This is a genomic window from Undibacterium sp. RuTC16W, from assembly GCF_049339445.1.
Taxonomy (GTDB): domain Bacteria; phylum Pseudomonadota; class Gammaproteobacteria; order Burkholderiales; family Burkholderiaceae_D; genus Undibacterium.
In genome coordinates this window covers 141,346-167,204 of sequence record NZ_JBMPPE010000003.1, presented here as the reverse complement: position 1 = coordinate 167,204, position 25,859 = coordinate 141,346, and the positions used below count along the sequence as shown (strand labels likewise).

General features: G+C 49.0%; 28 protein-coding genes. 6 read left to right on the top strand and 22 right to left on the bottom strand.

Annotation, left to right across the window (positions count from 1 at the left end; translation table 11 throughout):
- Nucleotides 1–167: 167 nt before the first annotated feature.
- The 19 genes from ACO0K4_RS07475 to ACO0K4_RS07385 all read right to left on the bottom strand — a co-directional run bounded on the left by ACO0K4_RS07475 (nt 168) and on the right by ACO0K4_RS07385 (nt 16,488).
- Nucleotides 168–956, bottom strand: coding sequence for a MipA/OmpV family protein (locus ACO0K4_RS07475; RefSeq protein ID WP_422956004.1), 789 nt, complete (start codon nt 954–956; stop codon nt 168–170).
- A 21-nt stretch (nt 957–977) separates the two neighbouring features.
- Complete coding sequence (locus ACO0K4_RS07470) at nt 978–1,547, bottom strand: DUF4337 domain-containing protein (protein WP_422956003.1); 570 nt, start codon at nt 1,545–1,547, stop codon at nt 978–980.
- A gap of 135 nt (nt 1,548–1,682) precedes the next feature.
- Complete coding sequence (locus tag ACO0K4_RS07465; RefSeq protein WP_422956002.1) at nt 1,683–2,165, bottom strand: dihydrofolate reductase; 483 nt, start codon at nt 2,163–2,165, stop codon at nt 1,683–1,685.
- 51 nt (nt 2,166–2,216) lie between these two features.
- Nucleotides 2,217–3,011 carry a thymidylate synthase gene (locus ACO0K4_RS07460; RefSeq protein ID WP_422956001.1) on the bottom strand — a complete coding sequence of 265 codons (795 nt, stop codon included), beginning with the start codon at nt 3,009–3,011 and terminating at the stop codon, nt 2,217–2,219.
- A 256-nt stretch (nt 3,012–3,267) separates the two neighbouring features.
- Nucleotides 3,268–4,878, bottom strand: a complete 1,611-nt coding sequence (locus tag ACO0K4_RS07455; protein ID WP_422956000.1) for a sensor histidine kinase — start codon at nt 4,876–4,878, stop codon at nt 3,268–3,270.
- A gap of 247 nt (nt 4,879–5,125) precedes the next feature.
- Nucleotides 5,126–5,320 carry a Fe-S cluster assembly protein IscX gene (gene iscX, locus ACO0K4_RS07450; protein WP_422955999.1) on the bottom strand — a complete coding sequence of 65 codons (195 nt, stop codon included), beginning with the start codon at nt 5,318–5,320 and terminating at the stop codon, nt 5,126–5,128.
- Between the two features lie 39 nt (nt 5,321–5,359).
- A complete protein-coding gene (fdx, locus tag ACO0K4_RS07445) occupies nt 5,360–5,698 on the bottom strand; it encodes an ISC system 2Fe-2S type ferredoxin (RefSeq protein ID WP_422955998.1) in 339 nt (112 codons plus the stop codon).
- Nucleotides 5,699–5,835: 137 nt separating this feature from the next.
- Nucleotides 5,836–7,698 (bottom strand): Fe-S protein assembly chaperone HscA, encoded by a 1,863-nt coding sequence (gene hscA, locus ACO0K4_RS07440; protein WP_422955997.1) that lies wholly within the window; start codon nt 7,696–7,698, stop codon nt 5,836–5,838.
- Nucleotides 7,699–7,876: 178 nt separating this feature from the next.
- Nucleotides 7,877–8,389: a Fe-S protein assembly co-chaperone HscB gene (hscB, locus tag ACO0K4_RS07435; protein WP_422955996.1), complete on the bottom strand. Its 513-nt coding sequence runs from the start codon at nt 8,387–8,389 to the stop codon at nt 7,877–7,879.
- Between the two features lie 38 nt (nt 8,390–8,427).
- Entirely contained in the window at nt 8,428–8,751 is a 324-nt protein-coding gene (gene iscA / locus ACO0K4_RS07430; RefSeq protein ID WP_422955995.1) for an iron-sulfur cluster assembly protein IscA, read from the bottom strand.
- Between the two features lie 27 nt (nt 8,752–8,778).
- The gene (iscU, locus tag ACO0K4_RS07425; protein WP_422955994.1) at nt 8,779–9,174 is read right to left on the bottom strand and encodes a Fe-S cluster assembly scaffold IscU; all 396 of its coding nucleotides are present in this window, start codon (nt 9,172–9,174) and stop codon (nt 8,779–8,781) included.
- A 104-nt stretch (nt 9,175–9,278) separates the two neighbouring features.
- Nucleotides 9,279–10,532: an IscS subfamily cysteine desulfurase gene (locus ACO0K4_RS07420; RefSeq protein WP_422955993.1), complete on the bottom strand. Its 1,254-nt coding sequence runs from the start codon at nt 10,530–10,532 to the stop codon at nt 9,279–9,281.
- A gap of 39 nt (nt 10,533–10,571) precedes the next feature.
- Nucleotides 10,572–11,060, bottom strand: coding sequence for a Fe-S cluster assembly transcriptional regulator IscR (gene iscR, locus ACO0K4_RS07415; protein WP_422955992.1), 489 nt, complete (start codon nt 11,058–11,060; stop codon nt 10,572–10,574).
- 290 nt (nt 11,061–11,350) lie between these two features.
- Nucleotides 11,351–11,572: a VF530 family DNA-binding protein gene (locus tag ACO0K4_RS07410; RefSeq protein ID WP_422955991.1), complete on the bottom strand. Its 222-nt coding sequence runs from the start codon at nt 11,570–11,572 to the stop codon at nt 11,351–11,353.
- Nucleotides 11,569–12,189 carry a glutathione S-transferase family protein gene (locus ACO0K4_RS07405; protein WP_422955990.1) on the bottom strand — a complete coding sequence of 207 codons (621 nt, stop codon included), beginning with the start codon at nt 12,187–12,189 and terminating at the stop codon, nt 11,569–11,571. Before ACO0K4_RS07405 ends, ACO0K4_RS07410 begins: the two co-directional genes overlap by 4 nt.
- Nucleotides 12,186–12,479 (bottom strand): helix-hairpin-helix domain-containing protein, encoded by a 294-nt coding sequence (locus ACO0K4_RS07400; RefSeq protein ID WP_422955989.1) that lies wholly within the window; start codon nt 12,477–12,479, stop codon nt 12,186–12,188. The genes ACO0K4_RS07405 and ACO0K4_RS07400 overlap by 4 nt, the downstream gene beginning before the upstream one ends.
- Before the next feature lie 41 nt (nt 12,480–12,520).
- Nucleotides 12,521–13,399, bottom strand: a complete 879-nt coding sequence (locus tag ACO0K4_RS07395) for a substrate-binding periplasmic protein (RefSeq protein WP_422955988.1) — start codon at nt 13,397–13,399, stop codon at nt 12,521–12,523.
- 211 nt (nt 13,400–13,610) lie between these two features.
- A complete protein-coding gene (locus tag ACO0K4_RS07390; RefSeq protein WP_422956277.1) occupies nt 13,611–15,113 on the bottom strand; it encodes an aldehyde dehydrogenase family protein in 1,503 nt (500 codons plus the stop codon).
- A gap of 283 nt (nt 15,114–15,396) precedes the next feature.
- The gene (locus ACO0K4_RS07385) at nt 15,397–16,488 is read right to left on the bottom strand and encodes a saccharopine dehydrogenase family protein (RefSeq protein ID WP_422955987.1); all 1,092 of its coding nucleotides are present in this window, start codon (nt 16,486–16,488) and stop codon (nt 15,397–15,399) included.
- 158 nt (nt 16,489–16,646) lie between these two features.
- On the opposite strand from ACO0K4_RS07385, the gene ACO0K4_RS07380 reads away from it, so the two are divergent.
- The gene (locus tag ACO0K4_RS07380) at nt 16,647–17,093 is read left to right on the top strand and encodes an Lrp/AsnC family transcriptional regulator (RefSeq protein ID WP_422955986.1); all 447 of its coding nucleotides are present in this window, start codon (nt 16,647–16,649) and stop codon (nt 17,091–17,093) included.
- 329 nt (nt 17,094–17,422) lie between these two features.
- Here the strand turns inward: ACO0K4_RS07380 and ACO0K4_RS07375 are convergent, their stop codons facing one another.
- A complete protein-coding gene (locus ACO0K4_RS07375; protein WP_422955985.1) occupies nt 17,423–17,734 on the bottom strand; it encodes a hypothetical protein in 312 nt (103 codons plus the stop codon).
- Nucleotides 17,735–17,828: 94 nt separating this feature from the next.
- Nucleotides 17,829–18,158, bottom strand: a complete 330-nt coding sequence (locus tag ACO0K4_RS07370; RefSeq protein WP_422955984.1) for a hypothetical protein — start codon at nt 18,156–18,158, stop codon at nt 17,829–17,831.
- A gap of 519 nt (nt 18,159–18,677) precedes the next feature.
- Between ACO0K4_RS07370 and ACO0K4_RS07365 the strand changes: the two genes are divergently transcribed.
- The 4 genes from ACO0K4_RS07365 to ACO0K4_RS07350 all read left to right on the top strand — a co-directional run bounded on the left by ACO0K4_RS07365 (nt 18,678) and on the right by ACO0K4_RS07350 (nt 23,288).
- Nucleotides 18,678–20,828, top strand: a complete 2,151-nt coding sequence (locus tag ACO0K4_RS07365) for a TonB-dependent receptor (protein WP_422955983.1) — start codon at nt 18,678–18,680, stop codon at nt 20,826–20,828.
- A gap of 225 nt (nt 20,829–21,053) precedes the next feature.
- Entirely contained in the window at nt 21,054–22,025 is a 972-nt protein-coding gene (locus tag ACO0K4_RS07360) for a bile acid:sodium symporter family protein (protein ID WP_422955982.1), read from the top strand.
- A gap of 39 nt (nt 22,026–22,064) precedes the next feature.
- The gene (gene otnI / locus ACO0K4_RS07355) at nt 22,065–22,859 is read left to right on the top strand and encodes a 2-oxo-tetronate isomerase (RefSeq protein WP_422955981.1); all 795 of its coding nucleotides are present in this window, start codon (nt 22,065–22,067) and stop codon (nt 22,857–22,859) included.
- A gap of 21 nt (nt 22,860–22,880) precedes the next feature.
- On the top strand, nt 22,881–23,288 hold the full coding sequence (locus ACO0K4_RS07350; RefSeq protein WP_422955980.1) for a hypothetical protein: 408 nt from the start codon (nt 22,881–22,883) through the stop codon (nt 23,286–23,288).
- Between the two features lie 109 nt (nt 23,289–23,397).
- On the opposite strand, the gene ACO0K4_RS07345 is transcribed toward ACO0K4_RS07350, so the two are convergent.
- Nucleotides 23,398–24,426 (bottom strand): NADP-dependent oxidoreductase, encoded by a 1,029-nt coding sequence (locus ACO0K4_RS07345; RefSeq protein ID WP_422955979.1) that lies wholly within the window; start codon nt 24,424–24,426, stop codon nt 23,398–23,400.
- A gap of 365 nt (nt 24,427–24,791) precedes the next feature.
- On the opposite strand from ACO0K4_RS07345, the gene purU reads away from it, so the two are divergent.
- Complete coding sequence (purU, locus tag ACO0K4_RS07340; RefSeq protein WP_422956276.1) at nt 24,792–25,661, top strand: formyltetrahydrofolate deformylase; 870 nt, start codon at nt 24,792–24,794, stop codon at nt 25,659–25,661.
- Nucleotides 25,662–25,859 lie beyond the last annotated feature (198 nt).

Below are 25,859 nucleotides of genomic sequence, written 5' to 3'. Positions count from 1 at the left end.
ACAAATTGCCGACTTAGATCAACCGCTTGCGCGCCGAAAAATTCAAAAAGCGAATTTTCTCAGATATGGGGGCGAAGATGTGAAAAAAAATCCTCAATCATGGGCGATGGACGAAAATTTCATCCACGCGTCATATTGAGGACTCGTATTGTCAGCTTTGAGCCACGTCAGAAGCGGTAACTTGCTGCTGAAAAAATGGTAACTGGTGTTTTTTGAAACACAAAAGGGCTCTTGGCGGCATCGCCAGTCAGGTATTTTACCGAAGCGCCTGTGGTCAGTGACCAGTTCGAATCGATACTCCAGTTCCAGCTTGCGCCGACCTTGACGTCTGTCAGGCCTGCGGTTGGCGTGTATTGGTTGTATCCACTCGCCGCGGATTGTGTTGCGTTCACACCAAAATAGGATTGTGCAAATGAGGTATTCGCCCAGTTTGCACCAAAACTCGCAGACAAACGATGTTGCGTATTCAAGGACGTCGTTGCTCGTCCGCCAAGACTGAGCTGCAGTCCGTTGTGGTCAACACCGGAACCGTAACGGATAGACGAGGTGAGTGAGTAATTCTGATTAACGATGTAGTTCAGGAAGGCACCAGGCTCAATCGCAGTGCCCACATCCCCAAGTCCATGCAGTCGGTCTGAACGAGATTCATCGCGCGCAGCTTCAACGGTCATTCTGAGGCCGTATTGCAGGCTGGGGTCTTTTGAAAAATTGTAGCCGATGCCAGAAATCGTACTGGCAAAAGCACCGTTTCTCCATTGAGCATCGATTAAAGGATACGCAGCAAGGCGGCGCTCATCAGAACCAGTATAGCGAGCGGCAGAAAAAGCAGCCGCACCTAGCGAAAAATTCACATCTTTCGGTAAATAAGGACTGGGAACCAGTTGTGCATACTCTGATGTCTGTGCATGAGCCGCAAAGCTGACACAGATGAGTAGCAAGGGTAAGAGTTTTTTCATGTTATGCCCTGAATCAATCGCTTAGATATGTAACCAGGCCAGCACTGCCAATACTACACCTACTCCAGCAACGCCATATGAGGCAAATTGTAACCATTTCTTTTTGGTCAGCAAGGTAATGGCTGCCAGTGAAATGGCAATCTGTACACCGGTCATTGCTTGCGCCCAGCGATGATGCTGATGCAATGCACCCTCGGATTTGTGATCCCATTCTTGTGATTCTGCCTCTAATTTTTCGGCATTGACCTTGATCGCTTCTTTTTCGGTTTCGTATCTTGCGACCTTTGCCTTGTATTTTTCTATATCGGCACCGGGCAAGACCATCGCTAATTCGGCCAGGTTTTGCTTGCTCGACTTAGCTTGATAATAATTCCATTGATTGGCTGCCTCGGTCTTCTTGATGGCAGCCTCATTTTTGAACATTGCGGCATCGTTTTGTGTTGCACCACCTTGGTACCCAAACAAGGCACCGACGGTTGCCATAATGGCGGTCATAACCGCGATTTTGCTAGCGAAATCATCGTTACCGTGTGCTGCGTGCTCAAGTTCGTGATCATGGGGGCCGTGTACGTGAAAACCTTCACTAGACATAATGGTGATTCCTCTTTGTAATTGTTATTGACGTGGTTTATTGCTATTGCTTATGGGTATGAGAGTATGAGTTGCGTGCGTTAATTAGTCGGACTAATGACTGGGACTAACGGCGTGACTAATTATCAGGGCACGCTACAAGCGCTGATAAGTAACAAAAGCATAAGCTAATTGATTCTTTTCTGATACGAATTCTTCTCTCGCCACTTCTTTCCATTCTGCGTGATTGATTGCCGGAAAAAAAGCATCGCAATCAAAAATTTGTTGTATTTCCGTCACGATCAGGCAATTTGCCAGCGGTAGCGCTTGTTGGTAAATTTCCGCTCCTCCGATAATAAATGCGGATTGTCCCGCCACCAATGCCTGAGCCGCCGCCAATGACGCTACGGATTCGACACCGTCATGCTGCCAGTCAGAATTGCGGGTGATCACTATATTGCGCCGGTTTGGTAAAGGTCTGCCGATCGATTCAAAGGTCTTGCGTCCCATCACGATAGGGTGACCGCTGGTAGTGCGTTTGAAATGGGCAAGATCCTCAGGCAAATGCCAGGGCAGGGCGTTATTGATGCCGATGCCATTCTGGCGATCCGTCGCTACGATAATGGTGAACGATGACATAGTGATGAAATGAACTGAGTTTGACTGTAGGCGGATGCAGGCGGCGCGAATCTAAACGGCAACCGGCGCTTTGATGTGCGGATGAAACTGATAATCCATGAACTCAAAATCATCAAATTGGTAGTCAAAAATAGACTCTGGCTGACGTTTGATTTTAAGTTTTGGCAATGGCAAGGTGTTGCGTGACAATTGCTCGGCTACCTGATCCATATGATTTGAATACAGATGGCAATCACCTCCCGTCCAGATGAAATCCCCCACATCCAGCCCTGTTTGTTGAGCAACCATGTGCGTCAGCAGCGCATACGAGGCGATATTAAATGGCACACCAAGGAAGATATCGGCACTGCGCTGATACAACTGGCAGGATAATTTGCCATCAGCAACATAAAACTGAAACAGAGCGTGGCAAGGTGGTAATTTCATCTGAGGAATATCCGCGACATTCCATGCAGAGACAATCAGGCGGCGAGAGTCGGGATTGCTTTTGATCTGAGCGATTAACTGGCTGATCTGATCGATATGCTGGCCATCTGGCGCAGGCCAGTTACGCCATTGCGAGCCATAGACCGGGCCCAGATTGCCGTTTTCATCCGCCCATTCGTCCCATATTGAGACGCCGTTTTCTTTCAGGTATTTTGTGTTCGTCGAACCTGCCAAAAACCAGATTAGCTCGTGAATGATGGACTTGAGGTGGAGTTTTTTTGTCGTCAGCAGGGGAAATCCTTCCTGCAGATTAAAACGCATTTGATAGCCAAAAACAGAGACGGTACCAGTGCCGGTGCGGTCTGTTTTGGTGGTGCCATGTTGTTGCACATGGCGCATAAAGTCGAGGTATTGGCGCATGATCAGCTTTGAAAAAATTTGTGAGATTGTAACGGGTATTCGTGTCCTTGGTGCTGTGCAGAGGGCGGCTGCTCAATAGTTGATGACGAATGTACGAGGAATTTGCGATCAATTCGAGATGAGTTAGTGGTGACTAAGTGGCGATTTAGCTGTGATTAAGCGGTGAATGTCAAATACTCCCCTGAATATTCAGAGAAATACCCATCTATCCGCATATTTTATATAGGTGTTGAAAATATACTTGGTGGGAGTATGTTCAATTGTTCAGTAAAGGATCTTGCGACTCTATTTGCCCTGGAGCTGTCAGCGGAATGCTGATTTCAAAGCGTGCACCCTGACCAGCTGTGCTGGTCACACGGATTTCTCCGCCCAGTACATTGGTGATGATGTTAAAAGTGATGGAAAGACCGAGGCCGCTGCCACCCTGGCCGAACTTTGTCGTGAAAAATGGTTCAAAAATACGTTTGATAATCTCTGGCGGAATACCTTTGCCGTTATCTTCAAACACGATCAGTACATGATCGCCCTGGCGCTGCGCCATACAACGCATGTGACCTTCTGTGCATCCGTCCAGGCCGTGTGATACAGCGTTATTGACCAGATTTGTAAATACCTGACCAAGCGGGCCGGGATAGCTGTCGAGTTCTATATCCGCCGGGATATCCAGCTCCAGAGTGAATGGTGTTTTACGTAAGCTCGAGTTCAGCAGGGCGGCAAGCTCTTGCAGCATGATCAGCAGGCCAAATTGTCGCCGTTGGGCGCTCGACTGATCAACTGCGACCTGTTTAAAATCACCAACCAGACGTGCTGCATGTTGCAGTCCACGTAGCAGTAGTTTAGTCGATTCACTCGCCATCGCGGCGTAACGGGTCAAATCCGATTTCCGCATGCCGCCTTCGTCCATCATGCGGTGCAAATGCCGTGTCTCTTCTTCCAGTGTACTGGCGACCAGCAGACAATTACCCAGCGGCGTATTTAGCTCATGCGCAACACCCGCCACCATCGATCCCAGTGCCGCCATGCGCTCAATACGTGCGAGTTCGTTTTGGGCGCTGTTGACGTTGGTCAACGCCGTTTCCAGGGTCATATTCACGGTTTCGAGCTCTTGCGTGCGCTGTCTGACTTTGGACTCAAGCGTGCCGGAGTATTCAAGCAATTGCTGATTCTTCACTTCCAGTTCAGAGAATGAGCGCTGTAAGGCTTGTCTGGTCGCTTCCAGACTTAAGGCCAGGTGGCCTAACTCATCTTCCCGTTTGAGAGATATAGGCTCATTAAGCTGGCCGTTAGCGAGCCGGTCAGACTCGCCCATCAAGAGTTTGATCGGTTCAACCAGACGCCACTGCAATACCATCAAAATAAACACCACCGCAACGACCAGAGACACCAGCGCTGAGCTGGCATAGCGTTTAAATTCCGAGGCAAGATTCTCACGCAGAATGTCCTCTGCGAGGGTTAGTTCGACTTCGCCGATGATCTGTTCACCATGCTTGATCTCGCGTTTTTCGACTTTGAAAGGACCTTCCTGCGTTTTTCTGCGAATATTGTTTTTGATAAATTCTTTATGATCGGGCAGGGTAACAACGCGAATTTCTGCGACCCGAGGATCCGAGTACACCACTTCGCTGGACACATTCGCAATTTCTGGTGTGATTTGCCACAGCGGCTCACTCAAGATGACCGCAAGAATATCGGCCAGCCGCTTATGATCTGCATCAGTACGTTCGCGTGCGACGTGTTCAATACTGGTTTGATAATAGGGAATCAGCACAACAAAAGGAGCAAGAAGGCCGAACACGACAGCAAGGATGATGGCAAGCCTGAGCGTGAGCTGGCTGCGGATTGCAGATAGTAGATGTCGAAACTGCATTGCAAGATCCTTGTACATCACTTCTTGTTAGCGAGTGCTGGAGGCGTTTCTCGAAGCGTGGATGACGTGTCAGCATCAACCCGGAGCGCGCAAGACTGGCGTGCGTCTACCCTCTATGCCAGGCAATACAAATGCCGCTTTGCAGCAGATATATCAAAGGCCTTTTGATATTAAAATATTTTTTGCGCTTAGGCAAGACGCGGGTTCGATCTCCGCGGTGTTTTGCGGGTTTTTACCACTTACGGAATTATCTGGTTTCTTCTATCCATGCCATTTGTATGGCTTCCAGAATTTTTTCACCAGAGTGATTCGGATCATCGTCAAAGCCATCAAGCTCGCAGACCCAGCGATGCAGGTCGGTGAAGCGTATCTTCAGCGGATCGATACCAGGAAACTTGTCGTACAAGGCTTCCGCGATTTGAAAAGTATCTATCCATTTCATACTCGTCTCCTGCTGTTGCTCTCTGTGAATCACATCGTTCTAGTGATTCTCGCGCGCGTGATTGATGGTGTATTTAGGGATTTCGATCGTGATGTCCTCCTTGCCTAATTTTACCTGGCAAGACAGGCGTGACGTCGCTTCTAAACCCCAGGCGGCATCGAGTAAATCCTCCTCATCATCGGTGGATTCATTCAGTGATTTGAAGCCTTCACGGATGACCACATGGCAGGTAGTGCAGGCGCATGACATTTCGCAGGCATGTTCGATTTCAACATCGCTTTCGACCAGTGCTTCGCACAAGGATTTACCTTCGGCAGCGTTGATCACGGTTCCTTCAGGGCATAAAACCGGGTGAGGCAATACGATAATTTGTGGCATGGTTATCTCAATTCTTTCTTCATTCAATCTGCACCGTTATCTGATGCGCCATCACTTAATACGTCGACAGGTCGATGATTCGTATCAAACCTCATTCATTCCTTGTGCTCCTTGCTTCAGGTATGAATGAGTGACACTTAAATATCATCCAGTTTTTTACCTGCCAGAGCAGTACGCACGCTTTGATCCATTCTGCGGGCAGCGAATTCTTCCGTGCCATCAGCCAGTGCACTGATCGCTGCTTTCAGGCGATTGTGATCATGGCCTTGAGTCTGCTCGCGCACGACTTGCATCAGTCCGGTAATACTTGCGTGTTCTGCGTCACTGAGTAATGCAGAGTCACCATCTAATGCCGATTGTGTCGCTAACAAAATTCGTTCGGCTTCTACTTGTTCTTCTTTTAGTGCGCGTTGTTGCATATCCTCAGATGCCGACGCAAAAGAGTCTTGCAGCATGCGTGCAACCTCATCATCACCCAGTCCATACGACGGTTTGACGCTGATGGATGCTTCAACGCCGGAACGCAATTCACGAGCTGATACCGACAACAATCCATCCGCATCAACTTGATAGGTAATTCTGATACGGGCGGCGCCAGCTGCCATTGGCGGAATGCCACGCAGCTCAAATCGCGCCAGTGAACGACAGTCGCTGACCAGTTCTCGCTCACCCTGAACAATATGAATTGCCAGCGCTGTCTGACCGTCTTTGAATGTAGTAAATTCCTGGGCGCGAGCGCAGGGGATAGTTGAATTGCGGGGGATAACTTTTTCTGCCAGGCCGCCCATGGTTTCTACACCCAAAGACAACGGGATCACGTCCAGCAACAGCCAGTCATCGCCGGCGGCGCGATTGCCTGCCAGCAGATTCGCCTGTATCGCAGCGCCAAGGGCTACTACCTTATCCGGATCAATATTGGCCAGCGGCGTAGTCTGGAAAAAATCACCAACTACTTTGCGCACGTGTGGCATGCGGGTTGCGCCGCCCACTAACACTACGCCGTCAATATCATCGGCAGATAATTCCGCGTCACGCAGCGCTTTGCGACAAGGTGTGATCGTTTTCACGACCAGATTCTGCGTCATCTCGGAGAATACGGCGGCGCTGATTTGCAGATGAACGCTTTCGCCTGAGCTTAATTTGGCGTCGATGAAGGTTGATGGTTTGCTCGACAAAATTTCTTTGGCTTCACGCGCTTTGACCATCAGCAGGCTGGTATCTTCGTCAGATAGCGGCGCTAATCCGGCTTCCTGCAAGATCCAGCAAAACAAGCGATGATCAAAATCGTCACCGCCAAGCGCAGAATCACCACCTGTCGACAAGACTTCAAAAACACCTTTGCTCATTTTCAGAATCGAGATGTCAAAGGTGCCACCGCCGAGATCATAGACTGCATAGGTGCCTTCCGATGCGTTATCGAGACCATAGGCAATTGCTGCCGCCGTCGGTTCGTTGAGCAAGCGCAAGACATTCAGTCCTGCCAGTTTGGCAGCATCTTTGGTTGCCTGCCGCTGGGCATCGTCAAAATATGCAGGGACGGTAATGACAGCGCCAACCAGGTCATCGCCAAGCGCATCTTCCGCTTGCTGGCGCAAAGTCGCCAAAATCTGAGCAGAAATTTCAACCGGACTTTTAAGACCCGCAATCGTCTTGATCTGTAGCATCCCTGGCTCGTCATGAAAATCGTAAGGCAGATTTTCTGCGTAGGCGATATCTTTTAAGCCGCGCCCCATAAATCGCTTTACGGAGACGATGGTGTTCTTAGGATCATTGCTTTGTTCCGCCTGTGCCTTGAAGCCGATATGCGCATGGCCATTGGGCAGATAGCGCACAATCGATGGCAAAAGCGGACGACCTTCCTCATCGTTCAAGACTTCAGGAATACTATTGCGGACGGTCGCTACCAGGGAGTTAGTCGTGCCGAGGTCGATGCCTACTGCCAGTCGATGTTGGTGCGGGGCGGTGGACATGCCCGGTTCAGAAATCTGCAGTAATGCCATGATGGTATGGTGATGATGGCGAGCCATCGAAATAGGGCAATAAAATTGCCAGGTTATTCGAAATTACTTATTTGGATTATTTGTACTGATTGCTTTAGATCGCATTAGATTTCGTTCGACCGCATTAGTGATGTGAGACATGACAGAGTTAATAAAAACCCTGCAGCGAATCAGCCAGTTAATCTTCTAAGGCAGCAATGTCAGCGATATCGGCGATGAATTTTTCCAAAAACATGCAGGCACGAATCTGTTGCGCTGCCAGATTAAAGTCATGCGCATCCAGTGTGGTGCCGACCAGAATAAGTTGCTGTTTCAATGCTGCGCGCAGTTCGTTTTCTAGCCTGTCCATTGCTTGCACATCACTTGCCTGCCTCGCATCATCGAATGCTTCGCGCCATTCCATTTGCTGCATCAGGAAGGCCGCAGGCATGCTGGTATTCGATTCCGTCTGTAAATCAACGCCTTGCAGTTCACACAAATACGTCGCACGCTTTAACGGTTTTTTTAACGTTTGGTATGCTTCATTTGCGCGTGTTGCCCATTGCATGGCAACACGTTTTTCTGCATCGCTTGCCTGCACGAATTTATCGGGATGTACTTTGTTCTGCACTTCTCGATAAGCGGCGTTCAGCTTGTCCTGATCTATGACAAATTGTTGCGGCAACTGGAACAGCTCGAAATGATTCTGCATCCGCTATGAACTTTCTATTGCAGTAGCTTACAACCAGGTTAAATACGGAAACTCTCGCCGCAACCGCATTCGTCTTTGACATTGGGGTTGTAGAACTTGAAGCCTTCGTTCAAGCCCTCGCGTGCAAAATCGAGCTCGGTACCGTCGATGTAAGGCAGGCTCTTAGGATCGACAAATACTTTTACGCCATGCGATTCAAATATTTGATCATCGCTGCCGATTTCGTCGACGTATTCAAGTTTATACGCCATCCCGGAACAGCCGGTTGTACGCACACCAAAGCGCAGGCCTATCCCTTTGCCACGTCTTTCCATATAGCGGCTAACATGTTTTGCCGCTTTTTCTGTCAATGTGATTGCCATGATGGCTCCTGTACTTGATGCAAAAAATCAGGTGCTTTGTTCTGTGCCGTGCTTGGTTTTGTAATCGAGTACAGCGGCTTTGATCGCGTCTTCTGCCAAAATCGAGCAATGAATTTTGACCGGCGGTAATGCCAGTTCTTCAGCGATCTGAGTGTTCTTGATATCCAGCGCCTGATCCAGCGTTTTGCCTTTGACCCACTCGGTTACCAGAGAGGAGGACGCAATGGCGGAGCCGCAACCATAGGTTTTAAACTTGGCATCTTCGATGATGCCGTTTGCACCAACTTTGATTTGTAATTTCATGACGTCGCCACAGGCTGGCGCGCCGACCATGCCAGTACCGATAGTGTCATCACCTTTGTCGAACGCGCCGACATTGCGTGGATTTTCGTAGTGATCCAATACTTTTTCTGAGTAAGCCATTTTGATGCTCCTGACAAATCTGTTGATGCAAATATAAATACAAATAAGTACAAATGGTGCAACTGAAGCAGACTACATCGCCTGCATGAAATCAGTTGCGTTATTTAATGTGCTGCCCACTGGATAGTGCTGATGTCTATCCCGTCTTTGTACATATCCCACAGTGGCGACAGTTCGCGCAATTTAGCGACTTTGGTTTTCAGCAGATTGATCGTGAAATCAATATCTTCTTCTGTCGTGAAGCGGCCAATAGTGAAGCGGATCGAGCTGTGCGCAAGTTCATCGCTGCGGCCAAGAGCGCGCAATACATAGGATGGTTCCAGACTCGCTGATGTACAGGCGGAACCGGAGGACACAGCGATATCTTTAATCGCCATGATCAGGGATTCGCCTTCAACATAATTAAAACTGACATTCAGGTTGTGTGGGACACGATGTTCCATGTCGCCGTTGACATAGGTTTCTTCAATGTCGCTTAAGCCTTTTGCCAGACGGTCGCGCATGCTTCTGACATGAGCCAGTTCGCTGTCCATCTCTTCTTTCGCCAGGCGGAATGCTTCGCCCATGCCGGCGCATTGATGTGGTGCCAATGTGCCGGAGCGGAAGCCGCGTTCATGTCCGCCGCCATGCATTTGTGCCTCCAGGCGTACCCGTGGTTTGCGGCGGATATACAGGGCGCCGATACCTTTAGGGCCATAAGATTTGTGGGCGGAGAACGACACCAGATCGACTTTAGTATTTTCGAGGTCGATCACCACTTTACCTGTTGCCTGTGCAGCGTCCGAGTGGAACACAATGCCTTTTTCGCGGCACAGTTCACCGATTTCGGCGATGGGCTGGATGACGCCGATTTCATTATTGACCCACATCACGGATACCAGAATCGTATCCGGACGAATTGCTGCTTTGAGCTGTTCCAGCGTAATCAGACCATTATCCTGAGGTTGCAGGTAGGTCGCTTCAAAACCCTGGCGCTCCAGCTCACGGACCGTATCCAGCACGGCTTTGTGTTCGGTTTTTACCGTGATGATATGTTTGCCTTTGGATTTGTAAAACTGAGCTGCACCTTTGATGGCGAGGTTATTGCTCTCTGTCGCTCCTGAGGTCCAGATAATTTCGCGTGGATCAGCTTTGACGAGTGCGGCAACGTGACCGCGCGCTTCTTCAACGGCTGCTTCTGCGTCCCAGCCATACATGTGACTGCGTGATGCTGGATTGCCGAATTGCGCACGCAAGAACGGAATCATTTTGTCGGCAACGCGGGGATCCACTGGCGTGGTCGCCGAGTAGTCCATGTAGATAGGGAAGTGCGGTGACCTGATTGTGTCAATCAAGCTTTTTTCCAACGGGGCATTCATGCGTTACTCCAAAATGGCAACATGGTTAAGACGAATAATTTAAGAGGCAATGTGCAGATTCGGTACAGTTTTATGCTGTACCAGCACGACATTTTTTTCTGCGTTTCTCTGTTGCTGCTGATTCACTAAATCTTGTAAGGACACAGAATCCAGATAGTCGACCATCTTCACATTCAGGGTTGCCCATAATTCATGGGTCATGCAATGAATGCCGTTACTGTGATCGCTGCCGTGACAAGAGCCTTTGCCGCCGCATTGGGTGGCGTCCAGTGGTTCATCAACGGCGATAATGATGTCTGCTACGGTAATTTTTTGGGCTTTGCGTGCCAGGGTATAACCGCCGCCAGGGCCGCGCACCGATTCGACGATCTCGTGGCGACGTAATTTGCCAAACAACTGCTCAAGATACGATAAGGAAATATCCTGCCTCTGGCTGATGCCTGCCAGCGTGACAGGTCCTTTGTCCTGGCGTAATGCCAGATCAATCATTGCTGTCACAGCGAAACGGCCTTTGGTAGTCAGGCGCATGAGTGGTTTGCTCCAAGCGAAAATTCACAATACCCTGAGTGGTTGAGTATTTTATTCAAGTATAGCAAACTTGAGTGATTCTGTCAGGTATAGGCCAAAAGCGGAGTTTGCGGGAGTGAGGCCAGGAGGCTTGACGTCATAAGGAATAGACCTTTTAGAGGCTTCCAAAGAGCAAGACGCATATTGTATGCGCCTCACAGCGTGATTATAGCCTGAGAGCCTTATGGATGCTGCGGTAGGGGATACTTGTGAGCAAGCTGAGGCGTACTCGATTTGCTGACTCAACTACTTCAACGCTCGCCCGAGTGCAGATACATCTGCTCCACTTTTTCTCTGGCCCACGGTGTTTTACGTAAAAATTTCAGACTGGATTTGATGCTGGGGCCAGAGGTGAAGCAGCGGATGCTGACCTGCCTGGCCATTTCTTCCCAGCCATATAGTGCGACCAGATGAGTCAGGATCGCTTCGAGGGTGATGCCTTCAAGTGTTGGCTTTTGTGTAGTCTGGTTCATGATTGCTGATCAAATGCCTGCATGCTGAGATAGCCGGTTTGCTGTTCTACTCTCTGTAACCAAGCCCTGATTGCCGGATACGCATCCAGATCAAAGCCTCCCTCATGGGCGACGTGTGTGTAGGCATACAGACCGATATCTGCAATGGTGTAACGCTCTGCGACGAAGAACTGGTACTGTTTCAGGTGTTGCTCCATGACGTACAGAGCGTGATAGCCCGGGGTCATTTTTTGTTGCAGGCGTTCTTCATGTTCTGCCGGACGTCCAAGATAGCGCACGATGTAGCGGGCGGTCGCGATATAGGGTTCATGGCTGTACTGTTCGAAAAAAAGCCATTGTAATATTTGCGCGTGATGCAGGCGCTCGTCTGGTAGCAAAGATGAGCCTTCGGCCAGGTAATGCAAAATCGCGTTCGATTCAGCGAGGCAGGTGCCGTCGGCGAGTTCGAGCAAGGGGACTTTGCCATTCGGATTTTTTTGTAAAAAACTGTCGGTCTGCGTTTCATTATTCAGAATATTGATGCTGACCCAGTCGTGCGGAATATGAAGTTGGGTCGCCGCCAGCTTAATTTTGTAGCAATTGCCTGAATAGATATCGCCGTAGATTTTAATCGTCATGATGAAGGTGTGGGTAAATGAGCTTTGCGCTCGTTAGTGTAATCCCACCATGGCAAGGCAGGAGCACCTTCCATGAATCTGACTGCTGAAATAAAAGTATCGATCACGCAGGGATCGTGCCTGGCATTGGTCAGAATGCAGAGATCTTCATACATCACATAGGGATCGCGGCCTTTGAGTTGCTCTGGCTGGTGAATGCCTAGCAAGCGTAAATCTGCTGCGCAGGCTTTGCCAATATTAGGAATCTGTTCGAGCTGACGAGCGTCCTGGCATTGTGTCGCTTTTTTCATCGTGAGTAGTCGTGCTTGAAGGAGTGCTTCATGATGTTAGTTCACTTACTGTCGGGGTGATACCAGAGCTCGGGGCGATTAAAGGGCGCTTTGTCAGTCTTCAACAAAGGATTGTGCAGCTCAATGACGGTTCTTTGTTTAATGTCTGCGTTTTTTAGCGGGATACCTAAATGCTTCTGAAAAGTTTTTTCAAAGCTGCCATTCTTAATCATTTCTTCGAAGCCAATTTGTAAGGCCTCCGCCATTTTAGGCTCTCTTGGCGAGACGAAAAAATACATGGCAGAGGGATAGTGCAGAACAATGTTTTTATCAATGAATAAATCTAAACCCTGGTGCGTGTCAAACTCGGCCTGAATTTCAAAAATAGAGCGCGGAAAATAATCGAACCGGCCAGCTTTTAGCATGGAGAAAAGAGGCTCATACGAGTTGGAGGTTTGCACCCGCAACTCGTTATTTCTTAGTATGGATACATCGGGCCAGTCGAAACCTTGTCCTGCTGAAAATGCGCTTAAATCTTTTAGGGATCTGACCTCATGCAGCAGGTTCTTATTTGCTGTCGTAACGAAGGGAATGCGCCAGCCAATCAATCCTTTATCAATGGGTACTTTGATGGCAATGAGCTGGGATTCCCGTTCATCGGTAGTCATGGTCCACATGATGTCAATACTGCCGAGGCCTGACACCATTTCATAAATTGCCCGCGCTTGTTGCATGGGATCGTTATTGGGTACAAGCCGGTAGGACTGGCCGCTATATTTGATCGCGAGTTGTAGCAACTCAACAATATATTCGCCGTGCGGATCGGCATTTACCGACAGACGTGGATAGCGTATCGGTTTTGCTGTGTCGGCGGATACTTGGAAACACGTCGTCAGACACAGCAGCAGTATTGCCAATGACAATAACTTTCTGATTTTCATCTCATGCCACTTATGGTTATCTTGTTATATGTGTAATTTTTGAATTGGCGTTAGTAGTGTATGTCGTTCGTCTGGTGATAGCGAATTATTTGTATCTCCTATTTTGGCTTGTCTAAAAGAAAACCGCCAGCAGAGTGGCGGTTTTGTGTGCTCAATTAACATCAATCATTGTCATCGAATATTGTCATCGAATGATCATTGATCATGTTGCCTAAATATCAAAGCTAATTCCCTGCGCGAGTGGCAATGCATTGCTGTAGTTGACGGTATTGGTCGATCTGCGCATGTAGGCTTTCCATGAGTCGGAACCTGATTCGCGACCGCCGCCGGTTTCTTTTTCACCACCAAAAGCACCGCCGATTTCAGCGCCGGAAGGACCGATGTTGACATTGGCGATACCGCAATCACTGCCGCTGTCGCACATGAAGCGCTCTGCTTCACGCATGTCGGTGGTGAAGATGGACGACGACAAACCTTGCGGCACTTCGTTGTTCCAGTCGATTGCCTGTTGCAAATCGGTGTAGCGAACAATGTACATGATCGGTGCGAAAGTTTCGTGATGCATGCTCTGGGTTTGCGTTGGCATTTCTACCAGCGCTGGCTTGACGTAAAAACCGTTTTCACACCCCTCGACGATCACGCGCTCACCGCCAAATACCTGTCCTTGTTCGCTGCTTGCTGTTGCTAATGCAGTTTGCATCGCGTCAAATGCGGCGCTGTCGATGAGCGGGCCGATCAGCGTTGATTTAGTGCCAGGATTGCCGATAGGCAGACCTGCATAGATTTTTTTCAGACGCGGTACCAGTGTGTCATAGACGCTGTTGTGGACGAACAAGCGGCGCAAGGTAGTGCAGCGTTGACCTGCAGTGCCGACGGCGGAGAACGTTATTCCGCGCACGGCCATCTCCAGATCGGCGCTAGCCGTCACGATCATGGCGTTGTTACCACCCAGTTCAAGAATGGTACGTGTGAGGCGTTTGGCACATGCTTCCGCTACCTGGCGACCCATGCGGGTGCTGCCTGTTGCGCTGACCAGAGCGACACGCTTGTCGTTGACCATTTGTGCGCCGGTATTGCGGTCGCCGATGATCAGTTCTGCTAAGCCTTCTGGTGCGTCGCTGCCGAATTTAGCAACGGCTTTCATGAATAAAGCATGAGTTGCTAAAGCGGTCAGTGGTGTTTTTTCTGATGGTTTCCAGGTCACGCTATTGCCGCAAACGAAGGCCAGTGCTGCGTTCCAGGCCCATACGGCAACCGGAAAGTTGAAGGCGGAGATCACGCCGACGACGCCGAGCGGATGCCAGACTTCCATCATGCGATGGCCGGGACGTTCAGAAGCAATCGTCAGGCCATACAGTTGGCGTGACAAACCGACCGCGAAATCGCAGATGTCGATCATCTCTTGTACTTCGCCCAAGCCTTCCTGAAGAATTTTTCCGGCTTCCATCGTAACCACCAGACCGAGAGCTTCTTTGTGCTGGCGCAATTCTTCGCCAAACAGGCGGACTAATTCGCCGCGGCGCGGTGCCGGGACATTGCGCCATTGTAAAAACGCTGCTTGTGCACGGGTAATTTTGGCATTGACCTGATCGGCATTGTCAGCGCGCAAAGTCGCGAGAGTCGTGCCATTGACTGGCGATACGCTAGGGATGTCCTGCCCCTGATAGTCGGCGAGATTGACGCCAAGCTGGCTCAGGACGGTGGCGATATTCATGTTTTCCATAGTGGTCTCCAAAATGGTCTATCTGGTTCCGGCAGCGCATCTGGATAAGAGGTGCTGAGTGGAGTGATTGTGAAGGTGCTTGCTAAGCTTTGATATCTTTTACATATCAAAGAAGCGCTAACTAAGCAGGGTGAGCATTGTCATACAGTGCTCACCCATAGCGGCGATATTGTAATCGCTAACGACTCATTGCTCGTCGCCTTACGATTATTTATTGGCTTGTATTTACTAGCTTGCTGTCAGCTGACTATAGCTAGCAAGCCTCTGCCTTTATCTAGACGGCGTAGTATTGTCCGAAACGGTTTGCCAGGAAATCAGCCAGATTGGCTTGTTCCTGACGGACCATGCCGTGCTTAGGTAACTGACCGTTGACAACCATATCGACCATCGCGCAAATGCCGGATGCCGTAGTCAACTGGATCGCAGACAGCAACTGACCGTTAACAACTTGTGCGTAAATTTTCTTTGCATAGGATTCTTGTTCCAGGCGACCATCGCGCATGCCGACGACGCTGACAAAAACCAGTACCACGTCTTGCTTGGTCATCGGGATTGATGTTTCCAGTACGTCTTTCAAGATAGGGCGACGTTCGAGTTTGCCCAATTCCAGATCGCGAATCAGCATTTTGACGATATCGCGGTGACCTGGATAACGCACGGTTTTGTAGTTCAGGTTTTGTACTTTACCTTGCAGGCTTTCGCATAATGTGCCCAGACCGCCGGAGGTATTGAAGGCTTCGTAGTCGATACCGTCGAGAGAGAAATGTTCGATTTCTTCCAGTGCAGCGGTTTCGCGCAATTGACCATCAACAATCGCTTCGCATGGATTGCAGTATTCGTTGATCAGGCCGTCGGTGCTCCAGGTCAGATTGTATTTGAGCGCATTGTTCGGGAAGGTTGGCAGCGCGCCGACGCGCATACTGACATCACGCAGACTGTCGAAACGTTTTGCGACATCATTTGCAACGATGGAGATGAAGCCCGGTGCAAGGCCACATTGCGGAACGAAGGCACAATCAGCGCCTTCTGCAAGTTGCTTGACGATGCGTGTGCTTTCTACGTCTTCGGTCAGATCGAAATAGTGAGAATTCGCCGCTTTAGCTGCATTCGCGATGATTGGTGTCAGGAAATAAGGGCAGGCCGACAAAGTGACTTGGTGGCCGCGAATCAATTCAGTGACCGCGTTTTTATCGCCAAGATCCAGTTGTACGGTTTTGACGTTCGGAAAGCCTGCCTGATCTACGTATTTGAGACGTTCGACGTCACGGTCGGCTACGGTAATCAAATAGTCGCCTGTGTGGGACAGCAGGTTCAGGATGGCATCGCCGATTTTGCCTGCGCCGAGCAGAATGAGTTTAGTTGTCATGGTGTCTCCAGAGATTGTTGGGTTTAAGTCAAAACAAATCGATGGAGTGAGTTTAAAAGCAATTTTTGTCAGATAATAGAGTGTAAATTATCGTCATATTGAACTATATAACTACATTTTGACTAAAAATTACTGCAAATTGACTAAATGGTGAATGGATGAAGCCGACTCTGGATGAGATTGATAACAAAATTCTTGCTTTGTTGATGGATAACGCACGACTGCCCGTCAGTACGATTGCCAAGCAAGTCGGGATTGCCAGAACTACCGTGATTGCCCGTATCGGTGCGCTGGAGAAGCGAGGTGTAATCGCGGGTTATGGTTTGAGACTGAGTCAGACCATGTATCAACCTGCGGTGCGCGCTTATGTGGGTTTGTCAGTAGAGGCGCGCATGGCACCGGGCTTGATGAAGTATCTGCAGCAATTGCCTGAAGTTGAGACGCTCTGCGCGGTCAGTGGTGCAATTGACTATATGCTGACCCTGCGCTGCGCGACGACAGAAGTTCTGGACAAGTTGCTTGATCAGATTGGCGCGCAAGACGGTGTCAGACAAACATCGACATCGATTATTCTGAGTAAGCGCATAGACAGGGCGGCGTTGTAACGGGTAATGTCTATATACTCATCCAGAGTATATTTTAAAAGCCTTGATAAATAAGCGTGAATGAGCTTATTTTTGGTAAATGTTGGGGGAGTATGTAGTCTTATACGATATTCAGCGACCAGTGAACCAAATATCACCAGCGACATAAATCAAAAAAGGGAATGGATATAGGTAAGGCTGAATTACCGTCTCAGCAAACTTGTCAGGCAATAGTCACAATTGATTACTGTTGATGAAGGTATCGCCGGCATGGCGAAAGGTGTGGTGTCTGTTATGTCTGCAACTTCAAACCGGAAGCACATCAAGGAGCGCACATCAATAGAAGTACATCAAGAATTATTTGCTGGTTTCAGCGTCGCTTTTTTATCTTCACCAGGCAATTTCTTCGGTGTATTGCTATCGGCAAAATGCGGTGAGGTTTGCTGCAAAATCTGCAAATGTACCGAGGCTCTGTCCATACCGCCACGTTCCAGCATCACCGGTGATTGCGCGGACGCACTCGCTGCTGAGCCTTCTTGCGCCTGGCTGCTGGATTGCACTGTCGGCGCAGAGATCGCCATCGAGGCAGAATCCTGACTGAACGTGATGCCAGCCAAAAATGCCAGTGTTGCAGCGCCGAAGTAGGTAGTGTGTTTTAACATGATTGCCTGCTATTTTAAATGAATTGCGATCAACAAAACGCCTCAATGCAAAACTTTGTTACTAAATTATCTTTGATCTGGAATCTGCCAGAGATTAAACGGATTGCTGTATCGTTTTTGCGTACTTAGCTGCTGCCTGACGTTGTGCGAGTGTATCTCTGTCCATTGCGAGCTTTTGCTCTGTATTCATGCGCTTGGCAGAGATCATGACTGTCTGGATGCCAGATGCTGATTGCAGATCATACGCGAGTTTTTCATCTGCATTCAGGCGTTTTGCCGCAATCGTGACGGTTGGAATGGCCATATCGCTGTTGCTATTGATATTGCCGGATGCCGGTGCTTTGTAAGCGGACGATACGGCCAGAACGCTGGCGATCACTGCGACGGAATAGATAGCTGTACTGAATTGATTGAATGCGTTCATGATAATGCTCCTATGTATGAATGTGTGAATGTGTGAACTTGAGGTTAATTACTAAAATTGACATCTCGTGTTGCGATGTCAGCACTTTAGGCAAGTGCCCCTGTTCTTGCCAGTTACATGCGATGAAATGCATAAACTCGGGGATAAAGTAGGGTAAAAGCATGCTGGATTGCGACAGCTTCGTTAAAAAAAATGAATGAAAATAAACAAAACTGCAGGAATTGCCGGGATTTTTCTGCATTGATTTGTTTTGCATCAGCCTTGTGACGATGTCCACTAGTCCACTAGTTTTCCTTACAGAAGAGTGAAGACGATGCAATCCTCCAATCAAATCCATAAGAAATCCTTGATACAGGTCAAGTCGTTTTAATTTTAGATGCAATTGTTAATCGTTCTCATTTATAATTGCATCATTACGCCAGCCAAGAGATTCACTATCTAGCCAACAGACTCTTCTCCCAGCCAGCCATCACCTTGTTTATTGAATTGCTGAAATCGCTGACTATGAGAAAGATGTCTATGAAGTTTCCTGTTGTTACTACCTCCGCCTCCCCCATCGCTTTGCGTTTCCGTCCTGCACTGTTGCCAGCTTTGCTCGCCAGTGTCGTCATTCCTGCTTTTGCACAAACTGCTCCGGCCGCTTCATCGGATGCCACATTGCCAGAGGTGAAAATTACTGGTGCAGCAGAGCAAAAGTACAGCGTGAAACGCAGTGCTACCGGCACCAAAACAGATACCCTGCTGCGTGATACGCCGCAAGCCATCACTGTCGTGACCAAAGAGCTGATGCGCGACCAGGCAATGCAGAGCATGGCCGATGTGATCCGCTATGTTCCAGGTGTGGTCACCGCGCAAGGCGAAGGCAATCGTGACACCGCTGTATTTCGCGGTAATAGTTCGACAGGTGATTTCTATGTGGATGGAATTCGCGACGACGTTCAGTACTATCGCGATTTTTACAATATCGAGAGCGTTGAGGCCTTAAAAGGCTCAAATGCGATGATTTTTGGTCGTGGCGGTTCCGGCGGCATCATCAATCGTGTGACCAAGCAAGCCGAATGGCGCAGTATCCGCGAAGCATCGCTGACGCTGGGATCATGGAACAATCGTCGTGCTACCGCAGACGTAGGACAAGCGATCAATGAAACAGCCGCTTTCCGTGTCAATGGACTCATCGAAAATTCGGATAGCTATCGTAATGGATTTACTCTGAAGCGTTCTGGTATCAATCCAACCTTATCGATACGGGCAGGTGCCGATACCAGCGTGGTGCTGGGCTATGAACATTTTAAAGACGAACGCACAGCTGATCGTGGCGTACCGTCATTTAATGGCGTGCCACTGAATACAGATCCTTCGACTTTTTTTGGTAATGCTGCACTGAGCCAGACCTGGTCCAAAGCCGACGCTTTCACTGCGCTGATCGATCATGATTTTGGTAACGGCGTGACTTTGCGTAACCGCACCCGCTATGCGGATTACGATAAGTTTTATCAAAACGTATTTCCTGGTGCGGTGAATGCGGCTGGCACCAGCGTGGCGATCTCGGCCTACAACAATGCAACCCAGCGAACGAATATCTTCAACCAGACCGATGTCATGTTCAATCTGAACACGGGTTGGGTACAGCATAAGTTGGTCGCCGGGCTAGAACTGGGGCAGCAGACTACGGATAATTTCCGTAATACCGGTTATTTCCTGTCTGTCGGTGCGAATGCGACATCGATCAATGTGCCGGTATCAAATCCGGTAACGAATGCCACCATTACATTCAAACAAGCGGCGACCGATGCGAACAATCACGGTACGGTGACGACCAAGTCAGTGTATATCCAGGATCAGATCGAATTTTCGCCGCAATGGCAATTGATTGCGGGTGTGCGTCGCGATAATTTTGACGTTGACTTTACCAATAATCGCACCGCTGAAAATATTAAAACCACTGACACACCGGTATCGCCGCGCGTCGGCCTGGTCTATAAACCGATGACGGATGTTTCTGTTTATGCGAGCTACAGCATTGCGTTTGTGCCGCGTGCAGGGGATCAGTTGTCCTCCTTGACGGCGACCAACAAAGCCTTTGATCCGGAAGAATTTAAAAATCTCGAAGTCGGCGCCAAATGGGACATCAGTCCTGATCTGAGCACCAGTGTCGCGATCTATCAGCTTGATCGCAGTAACGTTGCGATCACCGATCCGGCGGATGCCACTAAAACGATTCTGGTCGACGGCCAGCGCAGCAAAGGTGTCGAATTCGGCATCAGCGGCAAGCTCACACGCGAGTGGAGTGTCATGGGCGGTTACGCTTATCAGGACGCTAAAATCACCAAAGCACAATCTGCAACAGTGAAGGCCGGTGCGATTCTGGCGCAAGTGCCACAGCATAGCGCATCACTCTGGAATCGTTATGATTTCAGCTCGGTTTGGGGTGCTGGCTTAGGTATCGTCTATCGCAGTAAAATTTATACCTCTACGGATAATACAGTCGTGCTCCCAGGGTTCATGCGTCTTGATGGTGCCGTGTATTACGTCGTGAATAAGAATATTAATCTGCAAGCAAATATCGAAAATTTGCTGGATAAAAAATATTACGCATCGGCGAACAGCAATAACAACATTACGCCAGGCTCGCCGCGTGCTTTGCGTGTTGGCTTAAATATGAAGTTCTGATTGGGCAAGGTAATTTAGCTCAGTGAGTTAGCTCATCAAGCCAGCTCGCTAAGCCAGCTCGCTAAGCCAGGCCGCTGGCTTGCCAGAGGTCCTGGCTATCCCAACTCTCTACTCCTCACTCTCAGCCCTCCCGTGTACGCGAGGGCTGTTTGTCTCGTCGTCTAAAACATGCCGGATAAAGTACAATCGGGTCAACCCTCTTTGATCTCCGTTATTGATCCCATCATGAAGCGTCCTCGTTTTTTACCCGACAACATGACCTTGTTGTTATTCGCTGTAGTTCTGACAGCAAGCATTTTTCCTTGTACTGGCAACGTCGCCATCGGTTTCGACTACCTGACTACGCTGATGATCGGCCTGCTGTTCTTTATGCATGGCGCTAAACTGTCGCGCGAGGCCGTCGTGGCGGGAATCACTCACTGGCGTTTACATCTGACGGTGCTGTTGTTCACCTTCGCTGTTTTTCCTCTGCTGGGGCTGCTGTTGAAACCGCTGATGCTATGGATGATTACGCCGGAGCTGTATGTCGGTATTTTATTTTTATGTGTATTGCCATCGACCGTGCAATCGTCCATTGCCTTTACTTCGGTGGCGCGGGGCAATGTCCCTGCGGCAGTGTGTAGCGCCTCAGCATCGAATCTCCTGGGTATTTTTTTGACGCCTATGCTGGTCAGCCTGATTGTAGTGGCGCATGGTGACCGTCATTCTTCCTTCGATGCGGTATTGAAAATCGTCTATCAATTGCTGGTGCCGTTTGTGCTTGGCCAAATCGTCCGGCCCTGGATTGCGGCATGGATTACCCGTCACCAGAGTGTGCTGAAAATGGTAGACCAGAGCTCTATTCTGCTAGTGGTCTACGTTGCCTTTAGTGAGGCAGTAGAGCAGGGCTTGTGGAAGCAATTGCCACCGGTGATGTTACTCAGTCTGCTCCTGATCAGCGCAGTGCTGCTGGCATTGATTATGCTGACGACGACCTATGCCAGCCGGCGTTTTGGCTTCACTAAAGAGGATGAAATTACCGTGGTATTTTGCGGATCGAAAAAAAGTCTGGCCAGTGGCGTGCCGATGGCCAAAGTCTTATTTGCCAGCCATGCAGTCGGCATGGTATTGCTCCCTTTAATGTTATTTCATCAGTTGCAGCTCATGGTCTGTGCCGTCCTCGCGCAGCGTTACGCGCGAAGACCCAAGACCCGTTAATCAGCCCGATCCAAATTTGAATAAGTCGAAGGAGTAAGGATGCCACGTTTTGCCGCCAATCTCAGCATGATGTACAACGAACATGCATTCATTGATCGCTTTGCCGCTGCCGCAAAAGATGGTTTTGCCGGCGTCGAATATCTGTTCCCTTATGAGGTCCCTGCTGCGCAATTACGCCAGCAGCTCGATGGCCACGGCTTGCAGCAAGTCTTGTTTAATCTGTCGCCGGGCGACTGGAGCAAAGGCGAGCGGGGTATTGCATCGCTTCCCGGACGAGAGGATGAATTTAAACAATCGCTGGATCAGGCACTGACCTATGCCCGTGTCTTAGGCAATGATAAGCTACATGTCATGGCGGGTTTGCTGGAGGATGAAAATGACAGGCCGCGTCATCGTGCCGTGTATTTAAAAAATCTCGCTTATGCTGCTTTACTCGCCGCCAAAGAAAACATCACGATCTTGATTGAACCTATCAATACACGTGATATTCCGGGCTATTTCCTGAATCGTCAGGATGACGCACAAGAAATCTGCGCCGAAATCGGGGTAGAGAATTTGCAGGTGCAATTTGATATCTATCATTGTCAGATTGTTGAGGGCGATATTGCGCTCAAGCTGCAGCGCGACATGCAACGCAAACATGGTGGGGTCGGCCATATTCAAATAGCTGGTGTACCGGATCGTCATGAACCTGATCTTGGTGAAATCAATTATCCCTATTTATTTACACTGATCGACCAGCTCGATTATCAAGGCTGGGTCGGTTGCGAGTATCGGCCGAAAGCCGCTACATCCGCCGGTTTGGGGTGGCTTCAGTCATGGCTTGCAAAATGAAGCGGGTCTAAACATATGGACATGTCAATTACAGGTGGTAAAGAAGAGCGTACGAAATTAAAACAATTTCATATTATGTTGAATCATGCAAACATTGTTCCAGAGCAGAGTTACCGAATGTCCGGCACGATATACCCATTAGTTTGTTATGTGAACAATATCGTAGCTTTATACGGTAGTAAAAATTATGAAGTAAGTCCAATTTTTATTTCGCGGGTGATCAATCACATGGACGATCATCCAGCCCCTCCGGCGGCATCTGCTTACTACGATATGATTGCTCGATATATACGTCAAATGACATATGTGCTAAAAAATTACTCTGAGATCAGAATTGAGACGCTAGAGCTCTTTGTTCCTGCTGAAGTTTTGCATGCGGGATCGCAAGAAATTCTTGCAAATGATGTTGGTATCCCAAAAGAGTTTTAGTTGTTAATGACGATCAATAAAAACAAAAAGTCCTTACTCAGGCGAGTAAGGACTTTTTAAATGTAAGGTACGATTAATTCAAGGCTTTAATTCAGCAGCGATTTTTATGTTATTCCTCGCCAACCTGCAGTATCAGTTTGCCGAAATTTTTACCTTCAAACAGCATCATCAAGGTGTCTGGGAACGTCTCTATTCCTTTAACGATATCTTCGCGTGTATGGAACTTTCCTTGTGCCATCCATGCGCCCATTTCTTTGACTGCATCGCCATAGCGTGCTGCATAATCGAATACGACGATACCTTCCATACGGGCACGATTGACCAGCAGGGACAGATAATTTGCAGGGCCTTTGACCGGTGTTGTGTTGTTGTACTGAGAGATTGCGCCGCAAATAATGATGCGGGCTTTCATGTTGATGCGGGTTAACATCGTATCCAGAATCTCGCCGCCGACGTTATCGAAATAAATATCGACGCCACTTGGACAATGTTCTTTCAAGCCATCTTTGACCGAACCGTTTTTATAGTCGATACAGGCGTCAAACCCTAATTCATTGACGACGAAATCGCATTTGTCCTTGCCGCCGGCGATACCGACAACGCGGCATCCCTTTTGTTTGGCGACCTGACCAACCGTCTGACCTACCGCACCGGCTGCACCGGAGACCACGACGGTCTCTCCGGCTTTTGGCATGCCGACATCGAGCAAGCCAAAGTATGCTGTCATGCCTGGCATGCCGAGAGCATTCAGATATTTTGGCAGCGGGGCGAGTTTTGGATCTACCTTGTAGAAGCCGGCGTATTTATCATCCGCTGCGCCAACCCAATAGTTTTGTACGCCGATACTGCCAGACACATAATCGCCGACCGCAAAGCGTGGTGATTTTGATTCGACTACCTTGCCCAAGCCGCCTGCACGCATGACTTCATTGATTGCTACCGGCCGGATATACGATTTGCCTTCGTTCATCCAGCCGCGCATTGCCGGGTCGAGCGACAGATAGATGGCTTGCACTGCGATTTCGCCGTCGGCAATTTCGCGTACTGGCTCGGAGGTAAATGTCCAGTCGCTATGCTTCGGCGTGCCTACCGGACGTGCGGCTAATCTAAATTGCTGATTGATACGTGTTGTTGTCATGATGTCTCCAGATTGATGGCGCAAATAGAGTGGTCTGTAAAAAACTCAATGAATTGAGGTGTACTACTATACATCAATTAGAACGGTCGTGCTTTTTAATTCGATTCTTGTTGGCTCATGCGACAATACGGCATGGCGGTATAGCGGGATGGTGATATTACGGCATCACCTTATCCCGCGTTTCCTGGAATGCACAAGATCATCAGGATCAATACAAAGCACACGTTGCCGTGCCTGTGATTACCGGCAATGTCTGCGAGTGGCTGACAAAGGGCTTACCAAGCCGCTTGTTGCCAGCTCAACTGACGTCAACAGATTATGCAGGCATCAAGCCAAACTCATTTATATTGAATTATTAACTACGCATTATGCACCCAGAATATATCCTCACCATCTCTTGTCCTGATCAGCGCGGCATTGTTCATAACGTTTCCGGTTTCTTGGCGAACCACGGTTGCAACATCATCGATTCCGCCCAGTTTGGCGATGCGCAGTCCGCATTGTTTTTTATGCGTGTCCATTTCGCGGCAGAAGATGCCAGCTTTGGTGACACGGTATTGCGTACGGATTTTGCGGCATTGGGAGTGCAGTTCAAGATGGACTGGCAATTACATGATGCGCGCCACAAACCTCGTGTGATGCTGATGGTGTCTAAAATTGGTCACTGTCTGAACGATCTGCTGTTCCGTTATAAAAGTGGATTACTGCCGGTTGAGATCAAGGCAATCGTGTCGAATCACACAGATTTTTACCAGCTCGCTGCCAGCTACAATATTCCATTTCACCATCTGCCGCTCGCTACAGGTTCGGGCGCTGATGCCAAACGTGCGCAAGAACAAAAAGTCCTGGATATTGTCAACAGCAATGACATCGAACTGGTCGTACTGGCGCGCTATATGCAAATCCTGTCGCCGGAATTATGCAATGCCCTCAAGGGTAAAGCGATCAATATTCATCACTCTTTCCTGCCGAGTTTTAAAGGCGCAAAACCTTATTATCAGGCGCATGAGCGTGGCGTTAAATTGATCGGCGCAACGGCACATTTTGTGACAGGCGACCTTGATGAGGGACCGATTATTGAGCAAGATGTCGAGCGCGTTGATCATGCGATGGAACCGGAGGCACTGACCGCTATCGGGCGCGATGTTGAATGCGTGGTATTAGCCCGGGCTGTCAAATGTTTTGTAGAGCATCGTATTTTATTGAATGGTCATAAGACGGTTGTATTCAAATAAGCATTGAATAACTAAGTCAGGGCTTACGTACAACGGTATTTGCTTAGCCCTAACCATATGAACACACAGACTGGATGCGGCTTCCAAGGGTTTTTCATGCCAACAGGCGCATTCTGCTTGCGGAGTCGTTTTGATTTTACTGTTCCGTGGGGCCGCATACTCAGACCTTTTCTCTTTATGTCTGTGGTAAGGGGAGGG

Coding starts and splice junctions, on each gene's coding strand:
- ACO0K4_RS07455 (WP_422956000.1), bottom strand. CDS start 4,878: ATGCAGTTTCGACATCTACTATCTGCAATCCGCAGCCAGCTCACGCTC.
- ACO0K4_RS07410 (WP_422955991.1), bottom strand. CDS start 11,572: ATGAACCAGACTACACAAAAGCCAACACTTGAAGGCATCACCCTCGAA.
- ACO0K4_RS07420 (WP_422955993.1), bottom strand. CDS start 10,532: ATGAATGCCCCGTTGGAAAAAAGCTTGATTGACACAATCAGGTCACCG.
- ACO0K4_RS07395 (WP_422955988.1), bottom strand. CDS start 13,399: ATGAAAATCAGAAAGTTATTGTCATTGGCAATACTGCTGCTGTGTCTG.
- iscR (WP_422955992.1), bottom strand. CDS start 11,060: ATGCGCCTGACTACCAAAGGCCGTTTCGCTGTGACAGCAATGATTGAT.
- ACO0K4_RS07360 (WP_422955982.1), top strand. CDS start 21,054: ATGAAGCGTCCTCGTTTTTTACCCGACAACATGACCTTGTTGTTATTC.
- ACO0K4_RS07385 (WP_422955987.1), bottom strand. CDS start 16,488: ATGACAACTAAACTCATTCTGCTCGGCGCAGGCAAAATCGGCGATGCC.
- iscA (WP_422955995.1), bottom strand. CDS start 8,751: ATGGCAATCACATTGACAGAAAAAGCGGCAAAACATGTTAGCCGCTAT.
- ACO0K4_RS07380 (WP_422955986.1), top strand. CDS start 16,647: ATGAAGCCGACTCTGGATGAGATTGATAACAAAATTCTTGCTTTGTTG.
- ACO0K4_RS07390 (WP_422956277.1), bottom strand. CDS start 15,113: ATGAATATCGCCACCGTCCTGAGCCAGCTTGGCGTCAATCTCGCCGAC.
- hscA (WP_422955997.1), bottom strand. CDS start 7,698: ATGGCATTACTGCAGATTTCTGAACCGGGCATGTCCACCGCCCCGCAC.
- ACO0K4_RS07460 (WP_422956001.1), bottom strand. CDS start 3,011: ATGCGCCAATACCTCGACTTTATGCGCCATGTGCAACAACATGGCACC.
- ACO0K4_RS07365 (WP_422955983.1), top strand. CDS start 18,678: ATGAAGTTTCCTGTTGTTACTACCTCCGCCTCCCCCATCGCTTTGCGT.
- ACO0K4_RS07405 (WP_422955990.1), bottom strand. CDS start 12,189: ATGACGATTAAAATCTACGGCGATATCTATTCAGGCAATTGCTACAAA.
- ACO0K4_RS07470 (WP_422956003.1), bottom strand. CDS start 1,547: ATGTCTAGTGAAGGTTTTCACGTACACGGCCCCCATGATCACGAACTT.
- hscB (WP_422955996.1), bottom strand. CDS start 8,389: ATGCAGAATCATTTCGAGCTGTTCCAGTTGCCGCAACAATTTGTCATA.
- ACO0K4_RS07370 (WP_422955984.1), bottom strand. CDS start 18,158: ATGAACGCATTCAATCAATTCAGTACAGCTATCTATTCCGTCGCAGTG.
- ACO0K4_RS07475 (WP_422956004.1), bottom strand. CDS start 956: ATGAAAAAACTCTTACCCTTGCTACTCATCTGTGTCAGCTTTGCGGCT.
- ACO0K4_RS07345 (WP_422955979.1), bottom strand. CDS start 24,426: ATGACAACAACACGTATCAATCAGCAATTTAGATTAGCCGCACGTCCG.
- ACO0K4_RS07465 (WP_422956002.1), bottom strand. CDS start 2,165: ATGTCATCGTTCACCATTATCGTAGCGACGGATCGCCAGAATGGCATC.
- ACO0K4_RS07400 (WP_422955989.1), bottom strand. CDS start 12,479: ATGAAAAAAGCGACACAATGCCAGGACGCTCGTCAGCTCGAACAGATT.
- iscX (WP_422955999.1), bottom strand. CDS start 5,320: ATGAAATGGATAGATACTTTTCAAATCGCGGAAGCCTTGTACGACAAG.
- otnI (WP_422955981.1), top strand. CDS start 22,065: ATGCCACGTTTTGCCGCCAATCTCAGCATGATGTACAACGAACATGCA.
- fdx (WP_422955998.1), bottom strand. CDS start 5,698: ATGCCACAAATTATCGTATTGCCTCACCCGGTTTTATGCCCTGAAGGA.
- ACO0K4_RS07350 (WP_422955980.1), top strand. CDS start 22,881: ATGTCAATTACAGGTGGTAAAGAAGAGCGTACGAAATTAAAACAATTT.
- iscU (WP_422955994.1), bottom strand. CDS start 9,174: ATGGCTTACTCAGAAAAAGTATTGGATCACTACGAAAATCCACGCAAT.
- ACO0K4_RS07375 (WP_422955985.1), bottom strand. CDS start 17,734: ATGTTAAAACACACTACCTACTTCGGCGCTGCAACACTGGCATTTTTG.